The sequence below is a fragment of the Komagataeibacter europaeus genome (assembly GCF_002173515.1).
GTDB lineage: Bacteria > Pseudomonadota > Alphaproteobacteria > Acetobacterales > Acetobacteraceae > Komagataeibacter > Komagataeibacter europaeus.
This window is the reverse complement of the sequence record NZ_CP021468.1, coordinates 182079-206326: the sequence shown is the minus strand read 5'-3', so window position 1 is coordinate 206326 and position 24248 is coordinate 182079. Positions and strand designations below refer to the sequence as shown.

Here is a 24248-nt window from a genome sequence, read left to right as displayed (position 1 = left end):
CCTTGTCATGGACAGACCGCCTCATATATAATCCCATTCTATGGTCAATATATGAGGCAACCTGTCATGTCCGAGACCACGTTTCTCTACTGACGCCTACGATCCGTCCGGACTGATCGCGGCCGAACGGCTGAGTAGCATGCTGCATATCACTCGTGGCGAACTGGCTGCCACCCTGGGCCTGTCCCGCGACGCCGTCTCCAAAAGTGCCCGCCTCGGCCGCCCCACCACCCAGGCGAGGCTGCGCGACATGGTCGAGATCCTCAATCGTGTCCGGCCATGGGCGGGCTCAGCCCAACAGGCTTTCGCATGGTATCGGTCACAGCCCCTGCCCTCCTTCGGTGATCAGACTGCCGAGGCGCTCGTTCGGGAAAGATACGCCGACGCCGTCCGGCGCGCTATCTCGATCGGATTGCAACCGGCGGTTACGCGCGAGGTTTACCGGACGGGTGTTCCGGGCTCATAATCCCCGCTGGTCTTTCACCCCACTGTCAGGCGACGGTGCGGCGCTTCATGGAGGCCGGTTCAACCTGGACGGCACACCTGCCCTTTACACATCTCTGCGGATGGAGACTGCCTGGCTCGAGGCCCAGCAAGGCTTCCCGTTCAAGCCTCAGCCCTTGACCATCTGTGGCTATGACGTCGATAGCGAACCCGTCCTCGATCTGACCGACCCGTCCAATCTTGATAATCGCGGTTTCTCCTCCCCTGCCCCTGGGAAGATCTTGCCGATCAGGGCAAGATGCCGCCCTCGTGGGAACTCGCAAAAATACTCACAGCCAATGGTGTGGCTGGCATCATCGTCCCGAGTTTTGCCCCCGGAGCAATGGAAAATGACAGGAAGCTGGTCTTCTGGCAGTGGTCAGACAGTCTACCCTCCCGCGTAACCGTCATCGACGATGAAAAGCGTTTGCCAGCAACCGCAACGTCATGGTCGTAAACCGAGAATAAATGAAGGACTTGCGACGATATTAGTCGGTTAAAAGTCCCAACGGAAGCCATTGGGACCATTACGTCACGTCGATCACCAACCATAACAACGGGCGCCCCTCTTTTTGAGGAGCGACAAACAACCAAGCGGCAATTATGCATTCCGTCCTGTAAATGCGTTCATATGAGCCTGAATTTCGAGAGATGCCTCTCCAACGGTCGACGGGTACGTTTGAGCAGTAGTCATCGCCGCGACGCGCTTGTTGTGAAGCGCGAGATCAGCGCCAGCGGTTGGCAATTGTCTAGCTGCCTGCGCCAGACTGATCTGAAGGCTGTTTAAAGGCTCTTTGACGGCATCAATCGAATCACGCATCGAATAAGACGTTGAAGCCTGAACGCTGCTTGGACCTTGATTGTCAGGTGTTTTAAGAAGCTCATCAAGAAAGTCCGGCGCTGCCTGGTCACGTTTGGTTAGAGAACGAATACCAAATAGTTTTCTAAGTGTCGCTATTATTGTCGTATGATCGTAAGGGGTATTGCCTTGTGGCCTGAATACGTGACCCGGCTTTACATATGGTGAGATGATTATTGCAGGGACACGGACACCGAAGTAATCAAAATTAAAACCATCTTGATGTTTATCGTCGGGTGATACTGCTGCTGGTGGAGTCACATGATCATAACATCCTCCGTGTTCATCGTAGGTAATGATTAAAAGTGTCTTATCCCATAAGGGACCATTGCGAACCGCATTATAGACCGATGCAATGAGTTCCTCCCCGTATACGACATCGTGCGCCGGATGCTGGTCATTGGGCATCTTTCTCAAAATGGGGTGAGCAAAATATCGCGGCTCGATGAAACTATACGCGGGTAAAGTCCCTTTTCTCGCATCATTCTCAAACTCCTCAAAATATTTGAAATTCGAGAGCGAGAATTCCCAAAGAGAGGACAAAGTCGTCGATTGCGCAAAGTCATGAAAATATATTTTCCAATCCTTATGAACCTCCCTTAATCTGTTGAATACGGTGGGCATTTCAAACGGGAGCTTGTCCGGATAGTTATTGACCCATCCACCAGACGTGCCCGTATGCGCAAAGATACGGTTTGGCCATGTCTGACATGGCGCAGATGCATGCCAACGGTCTGAAATGCCGAATTCCCGACCCAGCGTCGTCAATACAGGTAGCTGATCGGGGGTGAAGAAATGCATGACTGACTCAGGACTACGCGAACCCGGGCGATCAGGCTGGGCCATATAATTATCTACGAATCCTGACATGTCTGGTAATTTCGAAGCCAAGCTGCCCTTTTCCTGGCGTCCATGAATCTGTTCGTAAATGTCTTTAAATGATTCACCGGGATCAGGATCTGGAATGCGCACCACCTGACGGTCGGTTCCGTCCGTAGTCCACACGGCTATCGATTCGACGGAGCCGTCCGGATGATGCCAGGGATTAGTCTCCGTTCCCGTTAGTCGGTCGATCGGATCGGTGGACGATGGCGACTGTCCAAACATACTATCGAATGACCGATTTTCTAGCATTAATACAACTACGTGCTCAATACCCATTGATTTCCACTCCTTTTATTTTTTACACCATTTAATAAGTCATATATCAGAAAGTTATTTTCTTTTATCTTGTAAATCATACAAATCTCCCGGACCCGAAACCCACGTCTCAGTCATTGATCAAGTCCCAGTTCCCAATGATCACGGGCTGACTGCCCCGCCCAACAGAATGCCAAAAGCCCCCGAATATTGTTACAGTACCAGCTATACTCATACACTAGTTTGTGGGAACTCCGCTAATCCCCTTTTTTAAACGGGTGACACAAGAGAATGTAGAGAACAAGCCTGCAGTTTCTGTACAGACACTAGCTCGGCATATCCGCGTTGCCCTTCTCCCAACAGTATATCCCGCGTGGCGACGCCACGTAACCCCTGATGGTTAGAGACAGAGATCCAGTCGCAGAAACTGGCCATGACCAAATCGGGTCCCACACCGATGACGCCTCCTTGAGGCACGTTTTCATATCCAATCAATAGGGTAACGGCTTCAGACCCTTTACTCTTCCTTCGGCTCGACTGCGGATGTACCATGACATTCTAAATGTCTGACCGAGACGCCTCTTCTTCCTCGTCTTTACCCGTTGCGTCCATCGGGAGAGACCGCATGTCAGGAAAACAGCAGATGGACGGTCAGCATACGTCCACATCTGGTGCCGTTTGGAGCTGTCCGATGCATCCGGACATCAGGGAAGCGCATCCCGGCAAATGCCCGATATGCGGTATGACACTTCAGCCGATGAGCAGCCCCGATACTATGGAACCAAAGAAGGGAATGGGCCACGACCAGGCGATTCATGATATGGCCTGCCATGATCAGAACCGCCATGCGCCCCAGACCGCTGCCTGGCCGCCTACTGGTGGTCACACGATCTGGACATGCCCCATGCGTCCGCAGATCCGGCAGGACCATCCTGGAAACTGCGCGCTTTGCGGCATTGCGCTGGAGGCGGAGGAACCGACCGAACAGCCTGACGACAATTCGGAGCTGAAGGACTTCACGCACCGCCTGATCGTGGCCCCCGCTCTTGCCATCCCACTCACGGTCGTCACCAATGCGCTTAGGCTCGGCGCCCTACGGACCCGCACCATGCTGGTTCCATATAGTTGGTCCGCTATCTCCCTCATCTAAGACGCGCCGCCGCCCGTCTAACCTGCTCGGGAGCGGACGTTCGTGGTCTTAGTCCATCGCATCTCTTCCGACGAAACCTTCGATCCAGCGTCGCGTCAGGTAGACCATGAAGCTTTGCACGAGTTCCGCACGCGTGGGCGCGTGGCATATGTCAGGCGCACGACGTGGAGCGACATCTCCTCGGTACGCCAGTCGCGCACGGTCTCAACGACACGGCCGTCCGCCCATCTCTCGTGTCCCATGAAGCCGTGATCGCCGTGCCCCGCGCTGTAGGATGTCAGCCACGGTGCTCGGGCAAGCCATACACGCGGCTACTCGATGTCTTCCGACCTCGTCCATACAGTCGGCAAGCGCTTCGCCAAGGCGCACCTTAAAAGTGCCCAGCTACGGTGTGTCGTCAGTTAAGCAGGATCATGATTGAGGCGAACTGCACGGCTGCAAGGAATGTTGACTTCAGTTTATCGTAGCGGGTTGCGATAGCGCGAAACTGCTTGAGTTTATTGAAAAACCTCTCAACAAGGTTTCGTTCGCTGTAAAGGGAAAAATCGGTTTTCCGTCGTGTTGTTCTGTTGCGTTTTGGCGGGATGACCAGGGTAATCCCGCGCTGTATCAGCCGATCGATCAACCTGTCCGCGTCATACGCCTTGTCAGCAAGGAAAGCATCCGGGTCGATGTTTTCCAGAAGCGGTTCCGCTTGGGTGATATCTGCGTCCTGTCCCGGTGTGATGCCGAGTTCCACCGGATTGCCCAGAGCGTCGCAGATGGCATGGATCTTTGTAGTCAACCCGCCTCGTGATCGTCCGATGGCCTGATCCGTGCCCCTTTTTTGAGAGCTCCGGCACTATGCTGATGCGCCCGGACAATTGTGCTGTCGATCATCATGTATTCGTTGTCGTGATCAGCGGCCAGATAACGAAATATCCGTTCGATGACACCGCTTTCACACCAGCGGCGCAGACGCCGGTGCACGTTTTTCCAGTCCCCGAAACGGGCAGGAAGGTCGCGCCATGGAATGCCCGCGCGATAGCGATACAGTACCGCCTCCACGAACAGACGGTTGTTCGCCGCAGTGCCGCCGACATAACCCTCACGACCGGGGAGAAGATCCTTTATCCGCTCCCACTGGTCATCGCGTAAACCATAGCGCCGCATCCCTCTGTCTCCCCCAAAACTGGGAAAACAGTCAGCACACGCAGCCATAAAGTACAACCCACACGTGCCACATTCAGGGCTTAACTGACGACACGCCGTAAGATAGATGCTTCGAAGGTCAGGGTTATGCCGCATGGCAACCAGAGTAGGCATGTACAGAGCGTTTCTGACATGAATCCGACCAACCCGAATAAAGCTTTTACCCTGCCACTTTCCTCACTGCCTGGTCTGCGAGCCCAACAACCTGTCCATTTCCCAGTGTTCCCAGTTCGGGAATATCGACCCTGCCCCCTGAAATGCCCTCGATTTGAAGTAAGGTCTGTCCATAAGAGACAGACGATGAAGAAAGCACGTTTCACACAGGAGCGGATCATCGGGATCCTGAAGGAGCATCAGGTGGGCGCGACGGCTGCGGATCTGTGCCGCAGGCACGGGATCAGCGACGCGACCTTCTACACCTGGCGGTCGAAATACGGCGGCATGGAAGTGTCGGAAGCGCGTCGGCTGACGGCTCTTGAAGAAGAGAACACGAAGCTGAAGCGGCTCCTGGCGGAGAGCGTAATGGACGTCTCGACGCTGAAGGCCTGCTGGCAAAAAACTCGTGACGCCCGGTTTGCGGCGGGACGCCGTGGCCTGCGCGATCCGGGAGAAAGACTATTCGCAGCGACGGGCCTGCCGGCTTATTGGCATGGATCCGAAGACCTGGCGCTATGCGTCACGCCGCTCGGATGATGCCACAGTGCGGGGGCGGCTGCGTGAACAGGCTGCAGAGCGACGACGATTTGGCTATCGGCGCCTGCAGATCCTGCTCGACAGGGAGGGGCTGGTGATGAACCACAAGAAGCTGTTCCGGCTGTATCGCGAGGAAGGGCTGTCAGTCCGTAAGCATGGCGGCCGTAAACGGGCGATGGGCACGCGCTCGCCGATGATGCTGCCCGACGGGCCAAACCAGCGATGGAGCCTGGACTTCGTCTCGGACGCGCTGAACAACGGACGACGCTTCCGTGTGCTGACAGTGGTGGACGACTACACGCGAGAGTGCCTGGCGCTGGTAGCGGATACGTCGCTGCCAGGCGAACGGCTCGGCCGCGAACTCGACCGGATCGGGGAACAGCGCGGCTTTCCCATGATGATCGTCCGTGACAACCGCACCGAGATGACCTCGAACGCGATCGAGGCCTGGCAGGAAAAACGGTCGGTGCTGTGGCACTACATCGCACCAGGCAATCCGCAGCAGAACGGGTTCATCGAGAGCTTCAACCGCCGGTTCCGTGACGAATGCCTCAACGAGCACCTGTTCCGCAACCTCGCCCACGCCCGTTCGGTCATCAAGGGCTTGCGGCCTGACCACAATGCCGTCAGGCCCCACACCAGCCTCGGGGGCATGACCCCAGAGGTTTTCGCTCAACACACCGACAAGGCATACAGCAACCCACAGACCCTAACTTAAAACTGAGGGCACGCTCGGGGTAGGGTCACTTCAGGCCCAGATGATCCCGATAGCGGCGAAAGCAGGCCGCGCCACATTCCAGCCGCATCAGGGCGCCTTCGGCGATGGCCGGGGCACGACGCGAATCTTCCGCGATGAGCGGGCTGATAACCTCTGCATTCCATGTTGCGGAATGGCGCACATCCAGCACGGCATGCAGGTCGAAATAATGCCGGTCATCGGGCTGCACGCCCAATCGTTTCAGCCCTGCCGCGACCATGGCCGCCCTACCCGGCGCGGTCAGTTCGATCACGCCCAACGCGCCGACCGCGTGAAACGCCAGATGCCGGCGGCAGGCCAGACCGGACATGGTGTTGGCTAGGGCCAGCGACTGCCACACCGTCGTCTCCGATTGGGACCGCAGCCCGAGGGCATGGACCAAATGCGCCAGCATCGGACCGTGCATGCCGGCTTCCCGGCCATGACCCATTTCGTCCCAGTAATTGCGCGCCAATTCCAACTTGGGGCGCGTTGGCATACGGACCTGGACCAGTGCCGTCAGGTCCTCGAAACCCGCTTCCCCTGCGGCTTCCTGTTCAAGGAACCAGCCCATGGCCTCACGGGATGCATCATGCGCCAGCCAGGGGAAAAGGCTGTCGTGCTGGCCGGGACCGGTCTGTTCCAGTTCCTCGAACCATGCGAGGAAAGCCGCGGGCTCCCGGGGAGCCTGGGCGGCGATCGGTGCGACCTGTTCGCGCAGGGAGCGCAGAAAACCCGCTTCCTCCGCCAGCAGACGGGGCAGATCCAGTCCCGCCGCACCGTCCTCCTCGGGCAGGCACGGCGTCAGCCTTAGACGATTGAGCCCGGCCAGTGCCAGATGGAGTTCCCGCTGCGCCCGGTCGCTACTCTTGCCCGTCAGGATATTGTTCATTGACACCATGCCTCTCCTGCTATCGCCGTGTCACGGTCAGGCAGATCACCGCGATCCGCTCCGCCGTGGATAGCGGACCATTCTCCAGCTCCTCACCAAAGACATCCGGATCGAGCTCAGTGGCTGCCCACGTAAACTCCCGGCCATCCAGCAGGGCCACCACATCGCGCAGGAAGGGATTGTCCCCATTGATGATTGCGGTCCCGGTATAGAGCAGCAACGTCCCGCCGGGCGTCAGCCGCTCCATGGCCGTTCTGACAATCGCCAGTGACAGGCCCGCCCCCAGCCTGCCGCCGCCATCTCGGTACAGTCTGCAACCGGGATCGGGCAGATAGGGTGGGTTGGAGATGATCAGGTCGAATGCACCCGAAAGCCCCGACAGGAGATCGCCCTGCCACGCCATGATGCCGCCGACGCCGGCAAGACCAACGTTGATCCGCGCCAGCCGCAATGCGTCGGGGTTGATATCGACCATCACCACTTCGGTTGACGGGCAGACCTGTGCAATCATGATCGCGCCAAGTCCCGTGCCGCAGCCAATGTCCACTGCCCGCACGGGCGGCGGGGCGGAGCGCAGGTGGGCCGCCAGCACCGCGCCGAACCGGTAGCTGTCGGGGCCGAAGAACACCGCATCCGCCGCCACGGTGGGAAAGGCGGAATGGAAGAACCCGTTGCCCCCCAGCGTGGAGAACCGGAACCGGCTGCGCCAGGCCCCGTTATCAGCGACAAGCATCCCTGCTTCCGTCGCCTGCGCAAAGAGGGACACGGGCAGCGCATCACGCCGGAAGGGCCGGCTCCAGCCAAAGATATCGACGGGGTTCGCCGCCCACCCATTACCCGGTCGCGCGTTGACGCGGCGCTGGGTCTCTGGCGTGGGGCAGACAAACCTGTAGCCTGATCGCAACAGCGTGATCCCCACCTGTTGCATTGCGTGATCCCGAACTGCCGCGGGGAAGATAGGATTGTCCATGATGAAGCCCCAACGCAGCACGAATTACGCCTGTTCCCACCATGCTGGCAACGCCTGCAGCTTTGGTGCGATGGAACGGCTTCCGAAGCCGGTATTGTGTATACCCCTTGTCCTGCAGTGGCTATGGCTGGGGCTACGCTATCGCAGCCTGACGCTGCCATCGGTGGTCAATCCGGCGATCGAGACCGGGGGACTGGCAGGCGAATCAAAAGCAGCCTGCCTGGCCCGGATCGGTCAGGCGCATGCGCCATGGGTCGCCCGTACCGTCCTCGTCTCCCCCGCTGACATCCCGGCGGCAGCGTCCATGGCGCGGACACTGGGCTACCCGCTGGTTGCCAAGCCCGATATCGGCTGGTGCGGCCATGGCGTGCGACGGATCGATGTCGTAGATGGGCTGACGGCCTACATCGCGGCCTTCCCCCCCGACGCCAGCTTCCTCTTGCAGGAATTCGTGCCCGGCCCCTTTGAGGCCGGACTGTTCTACAGCCGTGGCCCGACCGAAGCCCATGGCCGCCTTATCGGTCTCGCCATCCGGCATTCCCCACAGGTCACGGGCGACGGCGTGCGTTCCATCGCGGCCCTGATGGCCGCCGACCCACGGCTGTGCTCGCGGATCGGGCATTACCGGCGCGCCCTTTCCACCAGAGGGATTGACCATGTTCCGATGCGTGGCGAACGCGTCATCCTTGGCACGGTCGCGTCCCTGCGGGTGGGCGGCCGCTATGAGGATGCCATGCGGCTCAATACCCCTGCCCTTGAAGACCGTGTCGATGCCATAGCCCGCTCCATGCACGGCTTCCATTTCGGTCGCCTGGACGTACGTTTTGGCAGCGAGGCGGCCCTGCAACGCGGAGAGTTCCGGATTATCGAAATCAACGGCGCCGGATCCGAAGCCATCCAGTTCTGGGACCCGACGATGCGCCTGCGGGATGCCTATCGTGGCGTGTTCGCCAAGCAGGCGGCCCTGTTCGCGCTGGCGGCCCGGATGCGGGCCGATGGCGCGGTCCCGATCAGCGCAATGGCGCTGGCCACGGCATGGTGGCGGCAACTCAGGCTGATGCGGCGCTATCCTTCGTCCAATTAGTTCATATGTGCAGCCCGGATCATGATCTGGAAACAGGCTCCGCATCTGTATGACCCTGATCGGCGCTGTCATGCCATGATACGTGGTTCCACCGCCTCACCCCTTCTGCAATCGGGGAAGCAGGCGTTCCAGCCGCAGCCTCCCCCGGCTGTCCGTCAGCCGCCAGGCTGCCAGGTGGGCCGCGGCTGTCGCGCCGATCAGGTTGCCACTGACGATAAGTGACATCAGCAGGACCTGGTACCTTGAGGCTGCCAAGGGGTTCATCCCCGCCAGGATCTGCCCTGTCATGATTCCGGGCATGGTAATGATCCCGGCGGCCGCCATCTGGTTCAGCGTCGGCAGCAGGGCCGTCCGGATGGCCTGGCGAATCAGGCCGTTCATTGCCTGCGCGCGGGTCGCGCCGAGAATGATCCGCGCCTCGATGGCCTGCCGTTCGCGCGTGATGGCGGACAGGAGTGTATTCATCGACAGGCTTGTTGCATTCATGACATTGCCCAGCAGCAGGCCCGTCAGGGGAATGGCCGTGCGGGCCACATACCACGGGTGGGGCTGGAGGCCGGTCAACAGCCCGATCAGCACCACGATGACCGTCCCTGTTACCGTGGAGGCACCCGCGATCCCGAAATGCCACCACAGACCAAGGCGGACCTGCTGGCGTGACCCGGCTTCCCGGGCGGCGGCGGTGAACATGAAGGCCAGCAGCCCGATGGTCAGCCACACGGAGGCATGACCAAACACGAACAAAAGCACACTGCCGACAAGCGCAAGCTGTACCGCCATGCGCACGGCGGAAACCAGCAGCACCCGCTGCAACCCCAGCGACAGCAGGAACGACAGCGCGCTGCCGATGGCGATCAGGGCAGCGGCCACCAGCATGTCCCCGGTCGTCAGCACTATGGGTGTCATGGCGCGATTTCTTCCATGTGTCCCCGTGCCATCCGGAACCGCGTCCCGGCCATGCGCCCCGCCTGCCCCATGTCGTGCGAGACCAGGACAATGGCCGTCCCCTGCGCCCTTGCCTCCTGAAGAACGGCTTCAACCCTGTCCGTCGTGGCGGCATCCAGCGCCGAACAGGGTTCATCAAGCAGCAGGACACGGGGATGCAGCAGCAGGGCGCGGATCAGGGACAGCCGCTGGCGTTCCCCCGTGGACAGGCGTGACAGCGGCGAGCGCAGGCAGTCTTCCCGCAGGCCAAGGCGCGCGACCAGCGCGCGCACCGCGTCCGTATCCACCATGTGGTCCAGCACGATATCGGACCACCACGCGGGTTCCGCCGGGACATATTGCACCAGGCGGCGCCACTGCGCCGCAGGCATGCCCGAGCAGGCCTGTCCATCGATGCGTGCATCGCCTTCATGCGGGTCAAGATCCGCGATCATGCGCAGCAGTACCGACTTCCCGCTGCCTGATGACCCGGTGATCGCCACGCACGCCCCCGCCGGGACAGTGAATGCAAACGGGCCACCATGGACGCTGCGCAAGGCCAGTACCTCCAGCGCCACAGGCCTGGCCTGATCTGTCGCTACAGTCATCCATCCTCCTGAACAGCCATCCCTGCCCGTTCGCGCGAAGACATCAGCCACGTTGCGTCCAGTCCCGGGCCTTTTCCCATATCTGAATTTCTCGATATGAGGAAATATTATATCCTCGCCGGACATGGCGACCGGCATCGCGCCGGTGTGCATGGCCCGGGCTACGGTCCATTTATGGACAGGTCCCGGCGACAGGACGGCCTGCCCCCGCGCCAGCCCGATGAAACCGGCCAACGCTGTAGGCGTTGGGAACCCTGCCTGTTTGCCCATAATCGGATATTACCATGATGCTGGATCGCCGTTCCTTTCTGGCATTGTCCGGACGAACGACGCCGGCGGCCATGATCCCGCGCCGGGGCCGTGGCGCTGGCCCCGTCATGGGTGGAAAAGCGGACCATACGCTGCGGATCGCCACGGGACAGGTCGAACTTGCCCCCGGGCGCATCATTTCAACCACGCTTTATAATGGCCAGTTTCCCGGCCCCCTGCTGCGGCTTGAGGAAGGCAGGCTCAGCGTGATCGACATCTTCAATGATACCGATACGCCGGAACTGGTGCATTGGCATGGCCGGGGGCGATCTCAACCGTGGTACCTATACCGGGCAGGTCGGGCTGGTCTATATCGAGCCGAAGGATAATCCTGGCGCCCATGACCGCGAGATATTCCTTGTGCTGAAGGAATTCGCGCCATTCTTCAGCCGTGGCGGCGACATGGCGGTGGGTGCGCTTGCGGGCGACCCGGTAGCCGAACTCCAGCGGCTGGGAAAGGGCGCCGACGCGGTCGCCACGCAAGGGACGAAGGGGTTCGAGGTCGGCTACAGGTCATTCACGATCAACGGCCCATTCAATAAGGTGGCGTATAAGCTGGTGCTGCCGGCTAGGGCGCCGTCGGGTAAGCAGGCACGACCGGCACGACCGGTACAGGCATCGCCACGCCTGTAGTGGCAGCAACCACGCCCGCGATCAGTCCGGTTACCGCCGCCACAAGCAGGTACTGCGCTCCGGACTGCATCCAGTAATAGCCTGATGGCGGTGCCCACAGGCCATGGTAGCGCCGCCAGTCACGGCCCCGCCACTGCCACGACGGTCATGACCGCCATGCCCCCATGGCGGATCCGCACGGGCCGTCGCACTGGTCAGGATCAGGCAGGCTGACAGGATGGCGGCCGGGAATCGATCTATCATGGTGCCTCCATCGGCAAGCAGGGTAAGGAACACAGGCTCTCATGGCTTATGCATGAACGTACGCCCCCCCCCCGCGCCAGGACAGGGATTGACATTATTTTATATATCCACAATCAAAGATATATGGATATGGAATCGGCCCTTGCCGCGCTCAGCGCCCTGTCCCAGTCCACGCGGCTGGCTATCTTCCGCCTGCTTGTGCGCCATGAACCGGACGGCCTGCCCGCCGGAGATGTCGCTCGCCATCTTGATATGCCGCAGAACACGATCTCGACCCACCTCGCGATCCTGACACGTGCCGGCCTGCTGAGCGCGCAACGCCACAGTCGGCAGATCGTCTATCGCGCCTGTCTTGCTCGCCTGCAGGACCTGATGCTCTTCCTCGTCAGGGACTGCTGTGCGGGCAGTCCCGAACTCTGTGCGCCCCTGATCGCGACCCTGTCCTCCTGCTGTCCGTCCCCCGAATCCTGCTCATGACCATCACGATCTATCACAACCCGGCCTGCGGCACGTCGCGCAATGTGCTGGCACTGATCCGCAACAGCGGCGAGGAGCCTCGCATTATCGAGTATCTGAAAACGCCTCCCAATCGTGCGGAACTGGTCGATCTGATTGCCCTTATGGGCGTTCCGGTGCGCTCGGTCCTGCGGGAAAAGGACACGCCCTTTCACGAACTTGGCCTCGATAATCCGGCCCTGAGCGATGACGCGCTGATCGATGCCATAATCGCACACCCAATCTTGATGAACCGACCGATCGTCGTCACCCCGCTCGGCGTTGCGCTCTGCCGTCCGTCCGAGACGGTTCTGGACATCCTGCCCAACCCACAGCAGGGCGCATTCGTCAAAGCGGACAACGAGAAAACCGTCGATGAATCCGGAAAGCGGATCGTCTGATGCTGGCGCTTCTGATTTTCGTTGTCACGCTGGTTTTTGTCATCTGGCAGCCTCGGGGGCTGGGCATCGGCTGGAGCGCAATGGCAGGTGCCGCCGTGGCTCTGGCGGCTGGTGTGATCCACTGGCACGACATTCCGGTCATCTGGCACATCGTCTGGGACGCGACCTTCACCTTTATCGCGCTGATCGTTATCTCGCTGTTGCTGGACGAGGCCGGGTTCTTCCATTGGGCCGCCCTGCACGCGGTGCGTTGGGGCAAAGGGCGAGGCCAGACGCTATTCCCGCTGATCGTGGTGCTGGGAGCGGCCATTGCAGCGGTTTTCGCCAATGACGGCGCGGCCCTGCTGCTCACGCCCATTGTCATCGCCATCCTCACTCAGCTCCGCCTGAGCCATACTGCAGCCCTGGCCTTCATCATAGCGACCGGCTTCGTCGCGGACACCACCAGCCTGCCGCTGGTCATCTCCAATCTGGTGAACATCGTCAGCGCCAATTTCTTTGGCATTGCGTTCGATCGCTATGCCACGATCATGGTCCCTGTCGATCTGGTAGCACTTGGTGCAACGCTGGCCGTCTTGTGGCTGTGGTACCGGCGGCAGGTGCCTGCGACCTATCCCGTCGCCGAACTGCCCGCACCTGCCACGGCCATTCGTGACCCTCATGTATTCCGGGCGGCATTTCCGCTGCTAGCCCTGGTTCTGGCGGCCTATTTCCTGACCGCGCCGTTTCATATCCCGGTCTGTGTCGTAGCCTGCCTGGCTGCTGCAATCCTGCTGCTCGTCGCCGGATATGGCCGGGTGATCTCTGTTCGCAAGGTGCTGCGGGGTGCCCCGTGGCAGATCGTGATCTTCTCCCTAGGCATGTATCTGGTGGTCTATGGGCTGCGCAATGCCGGGCTGACCGACTATCTTGCGACCGCACTGGTCTGGCTCGGTCATCAAGGGACGTTCACGGCCACCATCGGCACCGGCTTTCTAGCGGCTGTTCTGTCGTCCATCATGAACAATATGCCGAGTGTGCTGGTCGGGGCGCTGGCGATCCAGCAGGCTCACGACATCACGCCGCTGACACGCGACCTGATGATCTATGCCAACGTCATCGGCTGCGACCTCGGGCCGAAATTCACGCCCATTGGTAGTCTCGCAACACTGCTGTGGCTGCATGTGCTGGCATCCAAGAATCATCGGGTCACGTGGGGGCAATACATGAAGGTCGGGCTGGCCATCACCCCGCCGGTCCTGCTGGCCACGCTCATCGCGCTGGCCCTGTGGCTGCCCCGGGTCAGCCACCCGTAACGCATGAAGGGAACCGCTCCATGACCGCACCTGACCTGCCCGCCCTGCATCCGGAATATCTCGAACGGGTTGACCTCGCGCGGCTTGAGCCACACCCACGGGTTGACCATCCGCCCCGCATCCTGCTGCTCTATGGCTCGCTGCGACCACGCTCGTTCAGCCGCCTGCTGGTGCTGGAGGCGGAGCGCATCCTGAAAGCCCTCGGCGCGGAAACGCGGATATTCGACCCGACCGGCCTGCCGGTGGCGGATTCCGTACCTGCCACCCATCCGAAGGTGCAGGAACTGCGCGCACTCTCGCTCTGGTCGGAAGGCCAGGTCTGGTGCAGCCCCGAACGGCACGGTAACATAACCGCTGTGTTCAAAAACCAGATCGACTGGTTGCCACTGTCCGAAGGCTCGATCCGTCCGACGCAGGGCCGCACGCTGGCGGTGATGCAGGTCTCAGGCGGATCGCAAAGCTTCAATTCCGTCAATGCCCTGCGGGTTCTGGGCCGATGGATGCGGATGTTCGCCATCCCCAACCAGTCCAGCGTGCCGATGGCCTATACGCAATTCGGTGATGATGACCGGATGAAGCCCTCCCCGCTCTATGACCGCATGGTGGATGTCATGGAGGAACTGATGAAGTTCACATGGCTGCTGCGGGACCGGGCCGATTACCTCGTTGATCGCTATAGCGAGCGCAGGCAGGACCATCGCCCGCCTGAAGCGCGGTGAGGCCGGGACGGGACGGGACGGAACCGTTCAACGTGGTGATTGCGGATGGCGGCCATGCTGCGGGGCCGTAAGCCTGCTACGTTCCAGCCAACGCCAAAGCGGCAACACTTCAGGCTTACCGTATCCGTGATCCTGTGATCTGGATTAATAAACCCCAATCTTCGTGCGACCATCTTGTCGCTTTATCAAAGCTCTTGTAAAAACAAAAAGAAATACTTTGTCATGAACATAGCGTTATGGAATCTTTCCAATTGAAAACCTCCATAAACAGTAAAATCCGTCACGATCCACAAGAAACTACCAAGGTTCTTGTGGTCAACACCCTCCTGACGTGAAGACAAACACCGTGTCCTGATTTCGCATATAGCGATCGTCCTATACCGCCTTGATGTGCCTGGGCATCATAGCCTGCTCATGCCGTTGGCCACGGTCGTTCGAGATTACCAGGATAAAAGCAATAGTGGCGGTCACCGATATTGTACCGGCCCACCTGACCGACACCACTACGAAAGGGGTTCACCCCATGTTACCCTTACAGTCGAGTTGCGCCCTGCCTGAGGCTGCCACGTCTCGAAATGGACGGGAAGGCATCTGTCTTGATCATGACCAGTCCTTGCAGCAATGGATCCTTGCATGATGACCGAAACCTGCAAGGTCCTGATGATCTTCCCGCTTTTCAACGCCAATTCATTCTGGAACTACAAGGAAGCCTGCGATCTTGCGGGCGCACGCTATCCGGCGGCCCCCCTTGGCTTGGTCACGGTCGCAGCCCTCCTGCCCCGGGACTGGGAAGTCCGGTTGGTCAACCGCAATACCGAAGACCTTGTGGATGCCGATTACGACTGGGCCGACATGGTCATGACCGGCGGCATGCTGCCGCAGCGCAATGATGCGCTGCACATCATCGAGACCTGCCGCGCGCGCGGCAAGCCGGTGGTGGTGGGTGGCCCCGACGTGACCTCTAGCCCATCGCTTTACAGCGCCGCCAATTTTCAGGTACTGGGCGAGGCCGAGGAAATCATGGATGATTTCGTCGCGGCCTGGCGCAGCGGTGCGCGGCAGGGCGTGTTTGAAGCACCAATGGGCAAGACGGATGTTACAAAAAGTCCGTTGCCGCGCTTTGATCTGCTCAAGCTTGACCAGTACCTACATGTTGGCATCCAGTTCTCGCGTGGGTGTCCGTTCAGTTGCGAGTTCTGCGACATCATTGAACTCTATGGCCGAGTGCCGCGCACCAAGACCAATGCGCAGGTCATGGCCGAACTCGATGCCCTGTACGCGCTTGGCTATCGCGGACATGTGGATTTTGTCGATGACAACCTGATTGGCAACAAGAAGGCGCTCAAGAAATTCCTGCCCGACCTGAAACGCTGGCAGAACGAGAAGAACTTTCCATTCGAGTTCTCGACCGAGGCATCGATCAACCTTGCCGATGATGCCGACCTGCTGCGCAGCCTGGCCGATACCAATTTCTTCGCCATATTCGTCGGCATCGAAAGCCCGGATACAGACTCCCTCGTGCTGATGCAGAAAAAGCAGAACACGCGGCGCAGCCTGCAGCAGAGCATCGAGACAATCCACAAGGCCGGGATTTTCGTCAATGCGGGCTTCATCGTGGGTTTCGACAGCGAAAAGGGCAGTGTCGCCCAGGGCATGATCGACTGTATCGAGGATACGTCCATCCCAGTCTGCATGGTCGGCCTGCTTTACGCCCTGCCCACGACGCAGCTGACGCGGCGCCTGCTGGCGGAAGGCCGCCTTTTTTCCGGCAGTGAACAGACGCAGTCGGGCGACCAATGCACGGCGGGGCTGAATTTCGAGACAAAACGCCCGCGTCGCGACGTGCTGAACGATTACAGGACGGTGCTTGCGGCCATCTATGACCCAGTCACCTATTTCGGCCGCGTGCGCAGGCTGGGCCGGATGCTCGGGCGCAAGCGCGCGCACCGGATGATAAAGGGTGATTTGCGCAGCTTTGTCCGGCTCATGTTCCGCATCCACCGTGCGGGGCCGGGAACGGCCGGGCAGTTCTGGCGCATGATGCTGGACTGCGCCCTGCATAACCCGCGCGCGCTGCCCTATGTGGTGATGACAAGCGCGCTTTACCTGCATCTTGGCCCGTTTTCACGCCAGGTCATTGCCGAGATCGACCGCGAGATCGCGGATGTGGAACAGGGCCGCTGGCATGTGCCGCCCGTTGTACGTCATGTCAAGGCAGAACTCGTGCCAGCCTAAACCGTGTTAAGGGAAGATGAAGGAGTATGCATGATGTACAATAAAGGCGCTAATATGCATTGCCTGTTAAAGCGCATTTCGTATAAATTCCGACATAACGAAGCTATTCCACTTATCAAAATATATATTGAATTAATGAAAAGAATTGTTCAATAAATAATTTGTTTTAGATTTTATTATACGATATTTTTTCGAAAAATGAGGCGCATCTGGCATAATCATCATATATGGTTACATACAATCATATTATTGAAAACCTGCTCTTTTGCATATGCCCAGCCTGTTCCCGTAAGCGTGCTGAGCGCGGGCGTTACGCCACAGCAGAATATTCCCGACCATATTGACCCGCGCACCCATCTGTCCGGCAACTGGGGCGGAATACGGAACTGGCTGCTGGCACAGGGAATTGATATCCGTATATCGGATACCAATGAATTCTGGTCCAACCCGGTGGGGGGCGCGCAGGCATCCAGCAACTACATCGGGTCCGCCGCGGTTGAAATGGTGACGGATCTGCACACCCTGACGGGCCTGCCACTGGGTACATTTGACATCAGCGCCATGGAAATCCGTGGGCGACCATTCAGTAATACGCCCCTGTATGTTTTCAACCAGACATCGAATATCGAAGCGGATGATAACGGGCGGCTATATGAACTGTGGTACAGCCAGAAATTCATGGGAGAACGCCTGGCCTTCCGGATTGGCAAGCTGGATCTCGGGCATGACTTCATGGTCAGCAGCGTCGGGCTGAACTTCCTCAACGCGTCCTTTTCCTGGCCCATCATGCCCGATAATGACCTGTATGACCAAGGCCCCGTCTCCCCCGTGGCCACGCCTGCGATACGGTTGCGCTATACCCTGTCCCCACACTGGAATTTCCTGTTCGCGGCAGCCGATGACAATCCTGTGGGCGGCCCCTTCATCAACGCGAAGGACCCGTGGAACCAAAACCGCGACCCCGGTGGCACGCGCTTCAGTTTCCGCACGGGCGCTCTTTTCTTCGGGGAGGTCCAGTACCGGCGGACCCTGTACGGAAGGCAGGGCACATATAAACTTGGCGGTTACTTTGATACCGGACGCTTTCCCGACCAGTCCGATCTCAGAAAAAACCATAAAACCAACTGGGCCGTCTACGCCATTGCGGATCAGACGCTGCAGCATTTCGGGCGAATAACGGAGCTTGACGCTTTCATTCGGGGGAACTGGACAGCGGACACCGACCGCAACCAGATCGTCTATGCCGCAGATGCTGGGTTGTCCCTGAAGGGGCCGTTTGGACGTGCAGGCGACATGGCGGGGTTTGGTGCGGGCCTGGGGGCGGCTAGTCCCTATCTTGCCCAGGCGGACCGGCGTTCTGGCCTGCCCATGCAGGGCACCGAATATCATCTGGAGTTGACCTATCAGATCCCAATCACGCCATGGTTCATGCTTCAGCCTGATATTCAGGGCATCATATCGCCCAGTGGTGGTGTTCTCGATAATAAAGGGCAGCATGTGCATGACGAAGCCATCTTCGGTCTGCATAGCAGCGTAACATTCTGAACCACTCTGTACAAGGTTTTTTTGAAAAGATCCGACCAGACTGTGTTGTCCCGCCTTTTCATTCCAGGTTCATCTAGAAATTCACATTGGTATGCAACCCGAATACGGCTTCATTACCAATCCGGTGCGTCGGACAGGATGGATCTCCCGTGCCGCCCGAGGGGTTCAGGACATATTGGAAATCGGGCTGCACGACCATCCATGGTGTGATCTGGGCCTGATAGGTCAGTTCAAAATGATTTTCGTTTCCCTGCACCAGGGCACCGCGCGCGCGATCATAGGCACGCACGCCTGATGTGACGCGACCGATACCCCAGCCCAGACCAAGTGTATCATTCGTCCTGCCTGAAAAGGGCGCCTTCAGGTTAAGGCCGGCATCAATGGCGAAGCTTATGATATTGCGATCACCACTATTACCCGTCGCCCGGACAAACAGGCCAAGTGCGCGTGATACATCAGGCGACGGACGCCAGATCAACTGGTCGATTATCCCGTAAATCAGCCAGTTTCCCCGATCCCAGCGGGGTGTACCACCATCCGCGCCAAGAGACAGTCCCTGTGTGTTATATCGATAATCCGGAAATCGTGCCGTATCATAATAGCCTCCAAGTTTATAAACGCCTGACAGGCCCGGATGACTGGCCGCGCGTCCACTGTCGCCAGATTGAGGATTGAAGGCATACTGAATTTCGGTAATCAGTAGCGCGCCGGTTCCCATATTGAACTGCGTGCCACTTCCATCCCTTATGGTCTGGCTGGTGGGGTCCGCCGGGTTTCCGGTCACGCCAAAGACACTGCTATCCTGATTACCCGACGGATTGTCATCCGCCGCCGCGAACATGAATGTGTATTTTTCACCGGGTCGGTAGCGCAACCGGATTGCGGGAGCTGCAAGCGGCCATGAAGGACCGCCAGCATAAAGGTTGACCGAAGGACCCATTGGCCATCCGAAATTGGCGTTGAGGTACAGGGACGCGTAATCGCTGATCAGGAATTCCGTATCGAGATCCTGCTGGCCGATCTTGACGTCCAGCGCGCCCCTGAGAAAGGACTGCTGGTACCAAAGTTCAAACAGGCGGGTGGAGCGATCCGCCTCAAATCCGCTGATGGGGTTGAAATTGCCCAGATGGTCCTGAGTGACGGCACGTCCCCGGATCTGCAGGGCACTGATGTTGATTGTCGCGCCTTTAAGCCCGATCATCCTTTCCAGATCCGCCATCAGGGTCGGCATGGTAATGCCGATATAGGAAGGGCCCGTGCCCGATCCCCTGCCATCGCCATTGGTACTGCCGATCCCGCCCGTGGCGTTACCCCATAACTCGTTGACGTCCTGAATGCTCAGCGTCAGGCCGTAGCGGGCCAGCCATGGACGCAGTCCCCCCATATTCCCCAGCAGGCTCCCACCGGCAGACGGCGTATCTTGGCTGTGGCTGGTCGTGATTGCGCCTGCTTGCCAGGAATCACGCACGGTCGCCGGGTCAATCTGGGCCAAGAAAGGTGTACTGGCGCCCAGATGGGCCTGCCCACCCGCAATGGCGGTCTGGGCCTGCCCCGCAACGGAGATGAAACCGCCGATGCCCCAGAAGAAAATTCCCTCACATACACGCCGGAACAATCGGGTAACGCAAACCGCCGGAATCCTGCGTGATGTCAGTTCGCACGGTCGCAAATGTTTCTCATATTATCGTAAAAAAGGTCGTAATCCAGACAGATATCATATACCCGGTCTTCTTTCCACAACATGATGTTTTTGTTAAAGACACAATGTGAATAAAAGAGAATTGTGATATTATATCGTTCTCGTAATTTAATTTATTATTTTTAAAAAATATGCCTGAAGGTCATAAAAAGGTGTCTATTCTGCTTTGGCGATGGACGAAAACACATAGCGGAAAATAAATTATCGCGGCTGCCGCTTCTATGGAAAACAATTCAGACTTTTCACTTTGGCTGCCTGCACAAAATGATCGCCGGCATGCGTGGTAATACTGAGTACCATGCTGCCTGCTACAAGGATTGGCGGCCCTACCATTGCTCATAACGGCTGATCTCTTGCTAGCAGCGTCTCCCCCGTGACCTTATTTTCCGTGTTCAGGTTCACGTCATGTCTGCGTGTTACAAGAACAGCGAGCATCGGCATGATGGCATGGCCAGGGTCAGGTGCCAGGAGGCCGGACAAATATTATGAGATCGATAGTGAATTACGGATTGGCAATCCTGATGATAGTCAGCATATCCGGCTGTGTGGCGCGCGCCGAAACAGAAACAGAAACAAACGGTATTTGTGAGACAGTGGAACAGGGTATCCGGCTGCATGTCGACGGCACGTATGGCGGATATCCCCATTCCGTCCTGCGTGATGCGGTGCTGGAGAGCGTAGCCTGTCCTTCGGGGGATGCAGAACTACGCGCTTTCCATACCATTGCGATACCGCCGCCCCATATGCGTATTGCCGTCATGCGCCCCATCGGGCAGGGCCAGCAGGGATCGCTGTCCATCATGCTGTTTTCACAAGGGCATTTCGTTATCGGCGAACGGATGTCCCTCTCTCCTTTCTCACGCACCCAGTCTCCTTTTTCGGTAAAGGCAGACATCAACCTTGCAACAGCACGCCTATGGGGCGATCTGGCGAACCGGATCGCACAGGGGAAGCGTGCCATTCCATAATGGGGAAACACGCTCAGTCCATCACATTTGCGATCCGGTTTACCGAAAATGGCCGTAGCTTGCACATATTCTGCGATGTCATTAGGTCACGGGCGCCACACAGTTATCTGGATACAGGTTCCTTGCTCGCTGCCGGTGTCGTCGTGGGTTTACCATCTCCGTTCTTTTTTTACAGTCTGAACACCAACTGGCCGCAGGTATCGGCAAGGCGGCCAATCGTTCAGGTTCGCGTCATGTTTGAGTGATATGATCGTTCGGATGAAATACAAATCTGGCCTTTCCCCAGCACGTTATGACGCACCAACAATCATTTTCCACTGGGGATGCACGGCCATTATCATGTTGCAGTTCGCAACCGCGAATTTATGGGGCCTGTTCCGGAACCCGCTACACCATCAGCTGGTGGTGACCCACCTGACGGCAGGCATGGTACTGAGCGTTCTGTTTCCCGCACGCCTGCTATGGCGACTAGGCTGGGGGCGGCAGATCCGCGCCGCCGATCGCTGGCTTGATGCCATGCTGGCGCGCTACGTGGAATACAGCCTGTATGGGCTAGTCCTGCTGGAAATCCTCCTTGGGTATCTGTGGCGATGGGGCAATGGGCAGGCCATGAGTTTCCTGTCCATCCAGATCATGCCGCCCTTTGGCAGGTTTCCGACATCGACAGTCGGCATTCTGCACTGGCTGCACCAGTGGAATGGCTGGCTGATCATCGTGCTTGCCACGGGTCATGCGCTGGCCGCGTGTTTTCATTACTTCATTCTCCGGGACAATGTTTTTCAGAGAATGCTGCTGACAGGGAATGTATCCGATGAATATGGAAAGTAAAATACCGCTGCGCCCCAAAGAAATCCACGCGACCTCCCGTCTGGGCTGGCTGCGGGCCGCTGTTCTGGGGGCGAATGATGGTATCCTGTCAACATCCAGCCTGATCATCGGCGTTGCCAGCGCCCATGCGACACAGGGGAGCATCCTGCTGGCTGGAATTTCCAGTCTGGCTGCCGGGGCCATGTCCATGGCCGCGGGGGAATATGTGTCCGTTAGCTCGCAGGCGGATTCTGAGAAGGCTGACCTCGCCCGCGAAAAAAAGGAGCTTGGCAGTAGCTGGGACGCTGAAGTGAGCGAACTGGCCGGGATATACCGTCAGCGTGGCCTGGATGATATTCTGTCACGCAAGGTTGCCCTTCAGCTCATGAAGCATGATGCACTGGGGGCGCACGCCCGCGATGAACTCGGCATTTCGGACGCGACAGCGGCGCGTCCGGTACAGGCCGCCTTTGCATCGGCTAGCGCATTCTCTTCCGGTGCCATACTGCCCGTGCTGGCAGCCCTGCTGTCGCCAGCCAGCGTGGTCTCGTGGAGTGTATCCGCTGTATCCCTGATTGGTCTGGCGGTATTGGGAGTCGTGGGTGCGCGTGCAGGTGGGGCCTCACCATGGCGTCCGGCAATGCGGGTCATATTCTGGGGCATCGTAGCGATGGCCGTGACGGCTGCCATCGGCCGGATATTCGGGGTACAGACATAATGTATTAAATATTTCTGTATATTGAACGAATGGAATGATATCGTGAATGTACTTCTTGTAATTGTGCTATCAAAGGCAGTCGTTTCAGTGCTCTGCATGCGACTTGCATTTCATTTATATCGTGACAAAAACAATATAATATTACATAGAAATAGGTCTGTGGGATTATGCTATCCCGGCAATAGATAGTGGGCATCAACTTCCTTGAAGACTTTCCCAAGGCGGCTATGGGAACCCCGCTTCTCCTGCGGGACGCGAATTATATGCGCAGTGATCTCTATTCCGTTGTCGCTGCGATCATTAATGGCCGACTACGATGTCGGACCGAAAGGCATTTGCCTACACGCCATGGTCATCCTGCTTGCGTACCTATCTCATCCAGGATGGCCGAACCGGGCATGCATGCAAGATCATCCTATACCGCCAGGGAGTCACGCACTCATGACATAACCGCTACCCCTGACGGTGTGGATCAGAGGTTGGCCATCCTGCCCCAGTTTCTCCCGCAGACGACAAATATGCGTTTCGACGATGTTCGTACGAACCGGGAAATCCATATGCCAGACATCCTTCAGCAACATTTGCCGGGAAAGCACCGTGCCTGCATTCCTCATGAAATATTCCAGAAGTTTTAGTTCCTGAGGCTGCAGAAGAACCTTTTCGCCATTCCGTGTCACTGCAAGCGTCAGCAGATTGAGTTCAACGTCAGCCACATTCATTATTGTTGTATGCTGGAAGGAAGATGATCGACGAAGCAGTACCTGCACGCGCGCGACCAACTCGCGTAATGCAAATGGCTTGATCATGTAATCATCCGCACCATGCCGCAGACCGGCGACACGGCTTGGTACGCCATCCATCGTCGTCAGGAACAGGACTGGCGTCATGATGGCATAAGAGCGCATGCGCATGAGAATTGTCAGTCCATCCAGACCAGGCAGCATGCGATCCAGAATGACGATATCCCACGTTTGCGACAGGGCATGCTGCGATCCATCGGTCCCGTTAGCGACACAAACCACGTCAATTCCGCTTTCCTCCAGTCCCTGCCGCACGTAATCCGTAGTTGCGTGGTCATCTTCAACCAAAAGCAGGCGGGGGCGTGTTACCAGCGTCATGAAGCAGGCCAATCAACAAATTTAATGTCCCGCCCAGCGAGACTGAGTTCTTGATCAGGTTATCAGAATCATTGTTACATGACACCATCCATGACGATGGATAGACAATTATTGGCATTTTTTAATGTATCGACCATGTCTCCAAATTGAATACAGAATAAATAATATCAATATTTCATGTGATACATATCATAAATGTGGATGTATATGTATTATATTTTATACGGTATTAAAACAAATACTACGTACGCGCAGGCATATAAAAAATAAAAGACGGTAAGTTCTCTCCGGACAGGACAAGGCAAAGGGGTTAACGCGGAAAGACCATTGGGG

At 58.0% G+C, this 24248-nt stretch carries 23 protein-coding genes and 2 pseudogenes; 16 read left to right on the top strand and 9 right to left on the bottom strand.

The features are described 5' to 3' along the window. Nucleotides 1–66: 66 nt before the first annotated feature. Nucleotides 67–432, top strand: a pseudogene (locus S101446_RS16845) (antitoxin Xre/MbcA/ParS toxin-binding domain-containing protein); the annotation flags it as partial. Nucleotides 433–449: 17 nt separating this feature from the next. Then, entirely contained in the window at nt 450–887 is a 438-nt protein-coding gene (locus S101446_RS16840) for an RES family NAD+ phosphorylase (RefSeq protein WP_341865158.1), read from the top strand. A 197-nt stretch (nt 888–1084) separates the two neighbouring features. Here the strand turns inward: S101446_RS16840 and S101446_RS16835 are convergent, their stop codons facing one another. Continuing rightward, nucleotides 1085–2503, bottom strand: a complete 1419-nt coding sequence (locus S101446_RS16835) for an alkaline phosphatase family protein (protein WP_007396762.1) — start codon at nt 2501–2503, stop codon at nt 1085–1087. A gap of 604 nt (nt 2504–3107) precedes the next feature. Here S101446_RS16835 and S101446_RS16830 point away from each other — a divergent pair. Continuing rightward, on the top strand, nt 3108–3632 hold the full coding sequence (locus S101446_RS16830; RefSeq protein ID WP_180967616.1) for a heavy metal-binding domain-containing protein: 525 nt from the start codon (nt 3108–3110) through the stop codon (nt 3630–3632). Nucleotides 3633–4029: 397 nt separating this feature from the next. Here S101446_RS16830 and S101446_RS16825 read toward each other — a convergent pair. Then, nucleotides 4030–4784, bottom strand: a protein-coding gene (locus tag S101446_RS16825) for an IS5 family transposase (protein ID WP_085948970.1) whose coding sequence is annotated in 2 segments (ribosomal slippage) — nt 4030–4445 and nt 4445–4784 — 756 coding nt in all. Because the reading frame shifts where the segments join, the coding sequence is not laid out codon by codon here. A 339-nt stretch (nt 4785–5123) separates the two neighbouring features. Between S101446_RS16825 and S101446_RS16820 the strand changes: the two genes are divergently transcribed. Then, nucleotides 5124–6234, top strand: a protein-coding gene (locus tag S101446_RS16820) for an IS3 family transposase (protein WP_087609009.1) whose coding sequence is annotated in 2 segments (ribosomal slippage) — nt 5124–5371 and nt 5370–6234 — 1113 coding nt in all. Because the reading frame shifts where the segments join, the coding sequence is not laid out codon by codon here. A 25-nt stretch (nt 6235–6259) separates the two neighbouring features. Here the strand turns inward: S101446_RS16820 and S101446_RS16815 are convergent. Both S101446_RS16815 and S101446_RS16810 read right to left on the bottom strand, forming a co-directional pair. Continuing rightward, the gene (locus S101446_RS16815) at nt 6260–7144 is read right to left on the bottom strand and encodes an iron-containing redox enzyme family protein (protein ID WP_007396755.1); all 885 of its coding nucleotides are present in this window, start codon (nt 7142–7144) and stop codon (nt 6260–6262) included. 19 nt (nt 7145–7163) lie between these two features. After that, a complete protein-coding gene (locus tag S101446_RS16810; RefSeq protein WP_010509896.1) occupies nt 7164–8072 on the bottom strand; it encodes a methyltransferase in 909 nt (302 codons plus the stop codon). A 40-nt stretch (nt 8073–8112) separates the two neighbouring features. Here S101446_RS16810 and S101446_RS16805 point away from each other — a divergent pair, with 40 nt between their 5' ends. Beyond that, nucleotides 8113–9198 (top strand): ATP-grasp domain-containing protein, encoded by a 1086-nt coding sequence (locus tag S101446_RS16805; protein ID WP_087609008.1) that lies wholly within the window; start codon nt 8113–8115, stop codon nt 9196–9198. 96 nt (nt 9199–9294) lie between these two features. Here the strand turns inward: S101446_RS16805 and S101446_RS16800 are convergent, their stop codons facing one another. Then, nucleotides 9295–10104, bottom strand: coding sequence for an ABC transporter permease (locus S101446_RS16800; RefSeq protein ID WP_087609007.1), 810 nt, complete (start codon nt 10102–10104; stop codon nt 9295–9297). Continuing rightward, nucleotides 10101–10730, bottom strand: a complete 630-nt coding sequence (locus S101446_RS16795) for an ABC transporter ATP-binding protein (protein ID WP_025440182.1) — start codon at nt 10728–10730, stop codon at nt 10101–10103. The genes S101446_RS16800 and S101446_RS16795 overlap by 4 nt, the downstream gene beginning before the upstream one ends. A 341-nt stretch (nt 10731–11071) precedes the next feature. On the opposite strand from S101446_RS16795, the pseudogene S101446_RS16790 reads away from it, so the two are divergent. Continuing rightward, nucleotides 11072–11549, top strand: a pseudogene (locus S101446_RS16790) (multicopper oxidase domain-containing protein); the annotation flags it as partial. 58 nt (nt 11550–11607) lie between these two features. On the opposite strand, the gene S101446_RS18555 reads toward S101446_RS16790, so the two are convergent. Further along, entirely contained in the window at nt 11608–11772 is a 165-nt protein-coding gene (locus S101446_RS18555) for an RcnB family protein (protein ID WP_244184689.1), read from the bottom strand. Between S101446_RS18555 and S101446_RS18660 the strand changes: the two genes are divergently transcribed. From S101446_RS18660 to S101446_RS16755, 7 genes are all read left to right on the top strand, one after another. Continuing rightward, nucleotides 11757–11885 carry a hypothetical protein gene (locus tag S101446_RS18660; protein WP_258911761.1) on the top strand — a complete coding sequence of 43 codons (129 nt, stop codon included), beginning with the start codon at nt 11757–11759 and terminating at the stop codon, nt 11883–11885. The two genes, S101446_RS18555 and S101446_RS18660, sit on opposite strands and share 16 nt — an antisense overlap. 153 nt (nt 11886–12038) lie before the next feature. Continuing rightward, complete coding sequence (locus S101446_RS16780; RefSeq protein ID WP_087609070.1) at nt 12039–12392, top strand: ArsR/SmtB family transcription factor; 354 nt, start codon at nt 12039–12041, stop codon at nt 12390–12392. Continuing rightward, nucleotides 12389–12811 carry an arsenate reductase (glutaredoxin) gene (arsC, locus tag S101446_RS16775; RefSeq protein ID WP_025440179.1) on the top strand — a complete coding sequence of 141 codons (423 nt, stop codon included), beginning with the start codon at nt 12389–12391 and terminating at the stop codon, nt 12809–12811. Before S101446_RS16780 ends, arsC begins: the two co-directional genes overlap by 4 nt. Continuing rightward, on the top strand, nt 12811–14106 hold the full coding sequence (locus tag S101446_RS16770) for an arsenic transporter (protein ID WP_025440178.1): 1296 nt from the start codon (nt 12811–12813) through the stop codon (nt 14104–14106). The genes arsC and S101446_RS16770 overlap by 1 nt, the downstream gene beginning before the upstream one ends. Nucleotides 14107–14126: 20 nt before the next feature. Beyond that, nucleotides 14127–14825, top strand: coding sequence for an arsenical resistance protein ArsH (gene arsH / locus S101446_RS16765; RefSeq protein WP_087609006.1), 699 nt, complete (start codon nt 14127–14129; stop codon nt 14823–14825). 633 nt (nt 14826–15458) lie between these two features. Next, nucleotides 15459–17060 carry a B12-binding domain-containing radical SAM protein gene (locus S101446_RS16760; protein ID WP_208620587.1) on the top strand — a complete coding sequence of 534 codons (1602 nt, stop codon included), beginning with the start codon at nt 15459–15461 and terminating at the stop codon, nt 17058–17060. Nucleotides 17061–17309: 249 nt separating this feature from the next. Beyond that, complete coding sequence (locus tag S101446_RS16755) at nt 17310–18605, top strand: carbohydrate porin (RefSeq protein ID WP_025440175.1); 1296 nt, start codon at nt 17310–17312, stop codon at nt 18603–18605. Nucleotides 18606–18678: 73 nt separating this feature from the next. On the opposite strand, the gene S101446_RS16750 is transcribed toward S101446_RS16755, so the two are convergent. Beyond that, the gene (locus tag S101446_RS16750; protein ID WP_087609005.1) at nt 18679–20220 is read right to left on the bottom strand and encodes a carbohydrate porin; all 1542 of its coding nucleotides are present in this window, start codon (nt 20218–20220) and stop codon (nt 18679–18681) included. A gap of 569 nt (nt 20221–20789) precedes the next feature. On the opposite strand from S101446_RS16750, the gene S101446_RS16745 reads away from it, so the two are divergent. From S101446_RS16745 to S101446_RS16730, 3 genes are all read left to right on the top strand, one after another. Next, nucleotides 20790–21272 carry a hypothetical protein gene (locus S101446_RS16745; RefSeq protein WP_087609004.1) on the top strand — a complete coding sequence of 161 codons (483 nt, stop codon included), beginning with the start codon at nt 20790–20792 and terminating at the stop codon, nt 21270–21272. Nucleotides 21273–21518: 246 nt separating this feature from the next. After that, a complete protein-coding gene (locus S101446_RS16735; RefSeq protein ID WP_025440172.1) occupies nt 21519–22100 on the top strand; it encodes a cytochrome b in 582 nt (193 codons plus the stop codon). Further along, a complete protein-coding gene (locus tag S101446_RS16730; protein WP_007396730.1) occupies nt 22090–22797 on the top strand; it encodes a VIT1/CCC1 transporter family protein in 708 nt (235 codons plus the stop codon). Before S101446_RS16735 ends, S101446_RS16730 begins: the two co-directional genes overlap by 11 nt. Nucleotides 22798–23228: 431 nt before the next feature. On the opposite strand, the gene S101446_RS16725 is transcribed toward S101446_RS16730, so the two are convergent. Further along, nucleotides 23229–23915 (bottom strand): response regulator transcription factor, encoded by a 687-nt coding sequence (locus tag S101446_RS16725; protein WP_007396728.1) that lies wholly within the window; start codon nt 23913–23915, stop codon nt 23229–23231. Nucleotides 23916–24248: the final 333 nt, after the last annotated feature.